Here is a 5239-nt window from a genome sequence, read left to right on the forward strand (position 1 = left end):
AACCGGTCGCGAAGCGAGCCAAAGCACTGCTTTGGCAGGTTTTTACGACCGCACAGGGATGTGCGGGCTGGCACGGTAAACAGGGAAGTCATCTTCGAGAGTCTGGTAGACACTATTCAGCCAAGCCAGCGCGCTAACGCACGCCGTGTCGAAAATGAAATCGACACTCCAGAGACCCAAATTAAACAGGACGAAGCACAAACCGATGCGAAAACTCACCATCCAACCCGCCTGGCTCTTCCACGCCGACGAACAGCACAGCTTCGACCGCACCATGTTCACCCTGCTGCGCGGCATCCACAGCACGGGCAAACTCACCGAGGCCGCCCGCGAAGCCCATATCTCCTACCGCCACGCCTGGAACCTGCTGAACCGCTGGGAAGCCTTTTTCGGCCTGCCACTGGTCAGCATGCGCAAAGGCCAGGGCACCCGCCTCTCCGCCCTTGGCGAGACGCTACTCTGGGCTGAGCAGCGGCTACAGGCCAGACTCGGGCCGCAAACAGAAAGCATGGCGTCGGAATTGAACATGGAGTTGCAACAATTGCTTGAGGGCGCGCACCCGGTACTGCGGGTACATGCCAGCCACGGTTATGCCGTCGCCCTGCTGCCTACCTTCCGTGATCAACTGGAGCTCAACCTTCAGTATTGCAGCCCCACCGATGCGTTAACCGCCTTGAACCGAGGCGATTGTGACATCGCCGGCTTCCACTTGCCCACGGACCAGTCATTTGGCCAACACATTTTCAACACCTACAAACACCTGTTGGATGCTGATCAACACTGCGTCATTCGCTTCATCACCCGCCAGCAGGGCTTGATGATGAGAGATCAAATGGACCCCCCCATCAGCTCACTGACCGACCTCACCCGCCCCGCCCTGCGCTTCATTAACCGACAAAAGGATTCCGGCACCCGCGCCCTGCTCAACCTCCTGTTGAAAAAAGCCAACATCGACGGCCAGGACATCCAGGGTTTCGAGCGCGAGGAATACACCCATACCGCCATCGCCGCCTACATCGCCTCCAACATGGCCGACGCCGGCTTCGGCGTCGAAGCCGCCGCTCGCCAGTTCGGGCTCGGTTTTCTGCCATTGGCCAAGGAGCACTACCTGATGATCTGCCGCAAGGACCGGCTGAGTGATGAGAAACTGCAGAGGTTCCTGGGGTTGCTGAAATCTCCGGCTTTTATTGAGGCGGTGAACGCGCTGCCGGGTTACCAGCCGAATCGATGTGGTGAGGTTGAGGCGCTCCCCTTTTAGCCAATGGAGTGCAAACTATCAACCCTGGAGCGTCGATATCATCATCGACACGGCGTGCGACAACGCGCTTCAACCTCCGGCCAGGCCAGCAGGCTATCGTCTGCTACGTCGATGCGGATATCGACGCCCCAAACCCTTCTGTAAACAACCCCTTCCAACCAGCACCCATTTCCCAACCGCCCCCCAGAAGTACAACCAGGTCGTTTCCAGTACATTCATTGGCCTTGCGCTTACGCATCATTGAATACCGACCACCCTAACTATAAGAGGCTGAAGGACAGACCATGGCCAAGATACCCGCCGACATAGACATCGCCCGCGCCGCCGCCATCCGCCCGATCACTGAAGTCGGTGCTGGCCTGGACATTCCACAGGATGCCCTGCTGCAATACGGCCCACACAAAGCCAAACTCAGCAGTGACTTCATCAAGAACCTCAACGGCAAGCCCGATGGCAAGCTGATCCTCGTGACCGCGATCAGCCCTACCCCGGCCGGTGAAGGCAAAACCACGACCACAGTGGGCCTCGGCGATGCCTTGAACCGCATCGGTAAAAAAGCCGCCATCTGCCTGCGCGAACCCAGCCTCGGCCCCTGCTTCGGCATCAAAGGTGGTGCTGCTGGCGGAGGCTATTCGCAGGTCATCCCCATGGAAGACATTAACCTGCACTTCACAGGCGACTTCCACGCCATAGGCAGCGCCCACAACCTGCTCGCCGCCATGCTCGATAACCACATTCACTGGGGCAATGAACTGAACATCGACCCGCGCCGCATTCGCCTGCGCCGAGTCATTGACATGAACGACCGCGCCCTGCGCCACATCATCAATAGCCTGGGCGGTGTCGGAAATGGCTTCGTTCGAGAAGACGGCTTCGACATCACCGTCGCCTCCGAAGTCATGGCCATTTTCTGCCTCGCCCGCACCCTGGCGGAACTGGAAGAACGCCTCGGCAAGATCATTGTCGCCTACGACAAGAGCCAGCAGCCAGTCACTGCCGCTCAATTGAAAGCCAACGGCGCCATGACTGTGCTGCTCAAGGACGCCTTCAGCCCCAACCTGGTACAAACCCTGGAGAACAACCCGGCCTTTATCCACGGCGGGCCCTTCGCCAACATCGCGCACGGTTGCAACTCTGTTGTTGCTACCACCACCGCCCTGAAACTCGCCGACTACGTGGTTACCGAAGCCGGCTTCGGTGCCGACCTCGGTGCCGAAAAATTCTTCAACATCAAATGCCGCAAGGCCGGCCTGCACCCGGATGCCGCAGTGGTAGTGGCCACCGTCCGCGCCTTGAAAATGCACGGCGGCATAGCCGTGGCAGACTTGAAAGGCGAAAACGTCGAAGCCGTTACGAAAGGCTGCGCCAACCTGGCCAGACACCTGCGTAACGTAAAAACCTTCGGTGTACCGGTGGTGGTTGCCATCAACCGCTTCGATGGCGATACCGAAGCCGAAATTGAAGCCATAGAGGCGGCCGCCCACGAACAAGGTACCGAAGTCATCGTCTGCACCCACTGGGCCGATGGCGGAAAAGGCGCAGAAAAACTGGCCCATGAAGTCGTAAAGCTGGCCGAAAGTGGCGCCTCCCAATTCGCCCCGCTGTACGATTCCTCCATGCCGCTCTGGGACAAGATCCACACCATCGCCACCACCCTGTACGGCGCCCACGACATCATGGCCGACAAGAAAGTGCGCGATCATATCCAGGGTTATCAGGACGCAGGCTACGGACACTTCCCGATCTGCATGGCCAAAACCCAATACAGCTTCTCCACCGACCCGGGGTTAAGAGGCGCGCCTTACGGCCATGAAGTGCCGATTCGGGAAGTACGGCTTTCTGGCGGAGCCGAGTTTCTGGTAGTGATCTGTGGCGACGTCATGACCATGCCAGGCCTACCCAGAGTGCCTTCGGCTGAGCATATTGGGTTGGATGAAGAAGGGTTGGTGTTGGGGCTTTCGTAACTTCGAGCACTGATCTGGAGTGTCGATATCACCATCGACATGGCGTGCGTCAGCACGCTTCAATCCAGCCCGCGCCTGATGGCTAATCTCTGCCTCATCATTGAGAACACCGACGCTCCATTGCTTCTGCAATAAGACGTCTCAACATGACGCAAACAGCCCACTACAAGTCGTTTTCCACCACGCCCCCGCCACCAGAGCGCCCATACTGATCAAAAACTCAACAGCCAGGGGAGCATGCTCGTATGACAACCACCCGTACTCGTCGCCGCAGCGGCGGCAGCGACGCCCGTCGCGCTCGGTCACGCAGCCAGGGCGAAAGCCTGCCCTACGCGACCCGGCAAATCCCCTGCTTCGAGGTGCTCAGCGAAGATGGCCTGGCCACCATCGAACACAACGCCGACGTCATCCTCGAAGAAATCGGCATCGACTTCAAAGGTGACGACGAAGCTCTGGCCCTTTGGAAAGAGGCCGGCGCCGACGTTCAGGACAACCGTGTCCGCATGCCCAAAGGCCTCTGCCGCATGCTGATTCAAAGCCACGCGCCACGCCAGTTTACCCAGCATGCCCGCAACCCGGCTCGCAACGTCGAAATCGGCGGCCCACACACTGTATTCGCCCCAGCCTACGGCAGCCCCTTTGTTCGCGACCTCGACCAGGGCCGCCGCTACGGCACCATCGAAGACTTCCGCAACTTCGTCAAACTCGCCTACATGCTGCCCAGCCTGCATCACTCCGGCGGTACCATTTGCGAGCCAGTCGACCTGCCGGTCAACAAACGCCATTTCGATATGGTGTACAGCCACATGAAATACTCCGACAAGGCCTTTATGGGCTCTGTCACCCATCCGGAGCGCGCCCAGGACACGGTCGAGATGGCCAAAATCCTCTTCGGCGAACGCTGGATCAACCCGGAAACTGGCCGACCCATCACCTGCATCATCAGTCTGATCAACGCCAACTCGCCAATGACGTTCGATGAGACCATGCTCGGCGCCGCCAAAGTCTATGCCCGAGCCAACCAGGCCACCATCATCTCGCCCTTTATTCTCGCCGGCGCCATGTCACCGGTCACCGTTGCCGGCACCGCTGCCCAGACTCTGGCCGAAGCCCTCGCCGGAATGGCTTTTGTGCAACTGGTCAACCCGGGTGCACCAGTGGTATTTGGCAGCTTCGCCAGCTCGATGTCGATGCAATCCGGCGCGCCGACGTTCGGCACCCCCGAACCTGCTCTGGTGCTCTACACCATGGCACAGCTGGCCAGACGCCTCGGCGTACCCTTCCGCTCCGGCGGCGCCCTCACGGGCTCCAAAATACCCGACGCCCAGGCCGCATCCGAGAGTGCCAACACCCTGCTGCCCACCGTGCTCGGTGGTGTAAACTTTGTGCTGCATACGGCAGGCTGGCTGGAAGGTGGTCTCGCCATGGGTTACGAAAAATTCATCATGGACGCCGACCAGGCCGGCATGATGCAAACCCTGCTCAAAGGCGTCGACCTCAGCGAAAACGGCCAGGCCATGGATGCCCTGCGCGAAGTCGGCCCAGGCAAACACTTCCTCGGCTGCAGCCACACCCAGGCTAACTTCGTAAACGCCTTCTACCGCTCCCCCATCACCGACAACAACAGCTTCGAGCAATGGGATTCCGAAGGCAGCCTCGACATCGCACAACGCGCCAACAAACGCTGGAAACAATTGCTGGAAGAATACGTCGCACCGCCAATGGACGAAGCGGTGGATGAGGCGTTACAGGATTACATGAACCGAAGGAAAGCCGAGTTCCCCGACTCCAACATCTGAAGCGAATACCTCGAGCGTGCGGGCCCATGCCGCGTCGGCATTGGAGCGTCGATATCACCATCGACATAGCAGGCGACAGCCTGCTGGCCCAGCCAATAATTGAAGCGCACTGGCACACATCATGCCGGCGATAACATCGATACTCGCAGGTATTGATCGGGTTGAAGTAGCAGGATTGCGCCTGCTACTCCTCCCACACCACCGGACGTGCGGTTTTC

General features: G+C 59.3%; 3 protein-coding genes. All 3 read left to right on the plus strand.

Features of this window, described 5'->3' with window-relative positions:
- Positions 1-205: 205 nt before the first annotated feature.
- The 3 genes from LAT62_RS15800 to LAT62_RS15810 all read left to right on the plus strand — a co-directional run bounded on the left by LAT62_RS15800 (position 206) and on the right by LAT62_RS15810 (position 5021).
- Positions 206-1258: a substrate-binding domain-containing protein gene (locus LAT62_RS15800; RefSeq protein WP_293386103.1), complete on the plus strand. Its 1053-nt coding sequence runs from the start codon at positions 206-208 to the stop codon at positions 1256-1258.
- A gap of 284 nt (positions 1259-1542) precedes the next feature.
- Entirely contained in the window at positions 1543-3222 is a 1680-nt protein-coding gene (locus tag LAT62_RS15805; protein WP_293386105.1) for a formate--tetrahydrofolate ligase, read from the plus strand.
- Positions 3223-3467: 245 nt separating this feature from the next.
- Complete coding sequence (locus LAT62_RS15810; protein ID WP_293386107.1) at positions 3468-5021, plus strand: trimethylamine methyltransferase family protein; 1554 nt, start codon at positions 3468-3470, stop codon at positions 5019-5021.
- The last annotated feature ends 218 nt before the right edge of the window (positions 5022-5239 follow it).

Source organism: Natronospirillum sp. (genome assembly GCF_022565775.1).
Classification (GTDB): domain Bacteria; phylum Pseudomonadota; class Gammaproteobacteria; order Pseudomonadales; family Natronospirillaceae; genus Natronospirillum.

What these genes read in the sequence shown, in the direction of transcription:
- LAT62_RS15805 (WP_293386105.1), top strand. Translation starts at nt 1,543, where the DNA reads ATGGCCAAGATACCCGCCGACATAGACATCGCCCGCGCCGCCGCCATC.
- LAT62_RS15800 (WP_293386103.1), top strand. Translation starts at nt 206, where the DNA reads ATGCGAAAACTCACCATCCAACCCGCCTGGCTCTTCCACGCCGACGAA.
- LAT62_RS15810 (WP_293386107.1), top strand. Translation starts at nt 3,468, where the DNA reads ATGACAACCACCCGTACTCGTCGCCGCAGCGGCGGCAGCGACGCCCGT.